We start from the raw sequence: 3,018 nt of genomic DNA on the forward strand, positions 1-3,018 counted from the left end.
ATCTAGTGATACATTCACATCATTAGCCTTTAATTTAATATATTTATTTTATTCCTGTCTATATTAAAAACTTCCATAGGTATTTTAACCGTTTTAAAAGAGCCATTATAATCATAATTTTCAGTGAATTGTTGGAACTTAGAAATTTCAACTTTTATTTTAGGCTGTAGTTTTGCATAGTCTTCAAGCTTAACGCTTTTTGCATTTCCAAAATCATCTATTAATTCAATTTCTAAATCCGTCCCATTATAATTTTCTTCTTTATCATTTGTCATAACGTCTAAACTCAAATACTTTTTAACCGGCACATAATCTACAAAGCTAAAAATATACTCCCCACTTCCACTAATTAAAAGTGAATTATCTTCTGTGTCAAAATCACCTATATATGTGCTTTCTTCAGTAACACTCAATTTATCAAACCTTGTCCTTCCATGTGAAAATGTAGTTAAATCATAATCTTCATCAAAATTTGCTATCACATTAAAAGATGAATTTTGATACCTACTCCACACAGGCGTTGATATTTCTTTATACTCTTCAGGATTTTTTACCAAATTCAAATCACCAGTATTGAAAAAACTTGCTTTTAGAAATTCTCCTATCAGAGAACTTGCCATCTTTTGTTGTTCTCCTGATTTTAAAAGAGAAGCTCTGCTTAAAAACCATGATTTAGGGGGGTCAGTGTCCATTTCCCACTCACTGTTAAATTTTCCATGATTTGCATTGCCTAGATATATTGCTGATTTAAATCTCCCATCATCCAATGAAGTGTTGTTGTATAATTTCATTCCATCAAAACCGTCTACATCAGAATCATGAGTTCCGTGTATTGTCAAAAAGTTTATTCCTTTTAACTTTAAATCTTTATTTGCAAAATTATATTGGTCTACAGTGGGTGCAATTGCGACCACAGCTTTAGATTTAAAGTCATATTTTATTTTTTTCCCATTGTCAGGGTTATATTTTAAATTCAATAACTCAGCCGCAATACTCGCTGCTTCTCCGCCTCTTGAGTGCCCTATAAATGCAATTTGGTTCCTATCGAATAAATTTTCAAACTCAGTTTTGGTTTCGCTACTCTTAATCAAATATTCCAAATTGTCCAACAATAAGTATGCCCTTGCATCATTTTCATTTTTTAATCCAAATTTAGAAAATCCATTTAACATATTCATATCTACACTTGCCATGGCTATTCCCTGTCTTGCCAATTGCTTTCCAAGATAGTCATATCCCAAATAGCTTGGCGTTGTAAATCTGTGATTGCCGTGAGCCAAAATTACAAGCGGTACATTGGTAGCTCCCTCAGGATACCAAAGTCTTCCCTTGATGGGAACTTCACTAAGTGTCTTAGAAAAATATTTATCTCTTACCAACTTAGTTTTTCCCGAATATTTAACATACGGCCTCAAATTGACACTATCACCTTGATAATCTTTATATTCTGCTGAATATATTATATTTTCTTCAATAGTTCTATCTGCTACATTTTCAAAATTATGTTTATTTTCAACCCCTGGATAAATTATAAATATCGATGTTGCTCCAACTACCACAGCTGTTAATATCATTGTTATAATAGGTAAAACTTTTTTGTTTTTTAAAGCACTTATGCTCTTTGAAAATATCATAAAAATCAAAGTACTTACAAGTGCCACTACAACTTCTTCAAGCTGTGACCAGTCCATTTCATCTGCAACATCATCTATAAATTTATAGAGCACAAAAACTCCAATACAAAGTATCACAAGATTTGAAGTCCTAATTCGTTTAATAAATATAGCCAATATTTTTAAAATAAAAAAACAAATACTTATTAATATATATAGTACAACCGAACTTCCTATAAACGCTGCAATTAGCGGAACTCCCAAATCAATTATGTAAAAATATACATTTGTAGCCAATAATCCTGCAAAAATAGCTTTTAAAATTCTCTCTGCCGGCTTTATTCTTCCGTATTGATTCCTTAAAAAGCTTTGAATTTTTGCAAGCAACCGTATTAATATTGCTTTAATCTTCATAAAAAAAGGCGGTTCATCCGCCCATCACTCCTTCTCAAGTTCTTTTAATTCTTCAGGTCTTGCCTCTTCATCCTTTAGTGTAGAAGTCATCCCTAGATACTTTTTATTAAATTTACCCGTTCTCTTAACTTCACTTATATCATAAAATTCTATTTCTGAATCTTCTTCGTCTGAGAACATAACTTTTACCAACTCTTGAATTGTATAACTTGATATTACAGTACCCTTGCCTTGCTCCGTTTCGACAACTTCTCCAATCTTAGGCATTCTCTTTATTATGCACTCATATCCATCTTGTTCATACTTTAAGCAACACATAAGTCTTCCACATACACCTGAAATTTTAACAGGATTTAGAGAAAGTCCTTGGTCTTTTGCCATTTTTATAGATACAGGATTGAATTCTGACAAGAATGAAGAACAGCAAGTTTCTCTTCCACAACATCCAAGAGCTCCAACTACCTTAGCTTCATCTCTTACACCTATCTGTCTAAGCTCTATTCTGGTTCTAAATATTGTTGCCAAATCTCTGACAAGTTCTCTAAAATCTACTCTTCCCTCTGCTGTAAAATAGAATAGTAGTTTTGATTTATCAAAAGTATATTCAGCATTTATAAGATTCATCTTCAAATTATGGTGCTCTGCTCTATCTTCAAATATGATCATAGCTTCCCTTGCTTTATTTCTGTTATCTATATGTTCAGATTTATCTTCATCTGTTGCTATTCTTAAAACTGATTTTAGCTCTGATTTTATCTCTTCTTCGTCAATCTCTTTCTTTATTACAACCCTTCCAAATTCTAACCCTCTTATCGTTTCTACTATTACGTCATCTTCGATTTTTGCACCAGTTGATTTAGGGTCAAAGTAATAAATTTTACCAGTTTTCTTAAACCTGACGCCAACTACGTCTAACACTATATTCCTCCTATGAAGAGTTGCCCTATGGTCAACTCAAAATTTGCATTATCCTTTAAATATTGTTTTGTCC

The 3,018-nt window shown here is 32.1% G+C and carries 2 protein-coding genes; both read right to left on the reverse strand.

The window, feature by feature from the left end; translation table 11 throughout:
- Positions 1–29: 29 nt before the first annotated feature.
- Entirely contained in the window at positions 30–2,027 is a 1,998-nt protein-coding gene (locus HMPREF9129_RS00315; RefSeq protein ID WP_004819115.1) for an alpha/beta hydrolase, read from the reverse strand.
- 24 nt (positions 2,028–2,051) lie between these two features.
- Positions 2,052–2,945, reverse strand: a complete 894-nt coding sequence (locus HMPREF9129_RS00320) for a PSP1 domain-containing protein (RefSeq protein ID WP_004819117.1) — start codon at positions 2,943–2,945, stop codon at positions 2,052–2,054.
- Positions 2,946–3,018: the final 73 nt, after the last annotated feature.

Source organism: Peptoniphilus indolicus ATCC 29427 (assembly GCF_000227315.1).
Taxonomy (GTDB): Bacteria; Bacillota; Clostridia; order Tissierellales; family Peptoniphilaceae; genus Peptoniphilus; species Peptoniphilus indolicus.

Coding starts and splice junctions, on each gene's coding strand:
- HMPREF9129_RS00315 (WP_004819115.1), bottom strand. CDS start 2,027: ATGAAGATTAAAGCAATATTAATACGGTTGCTTGCAAAAATTCAAAGC.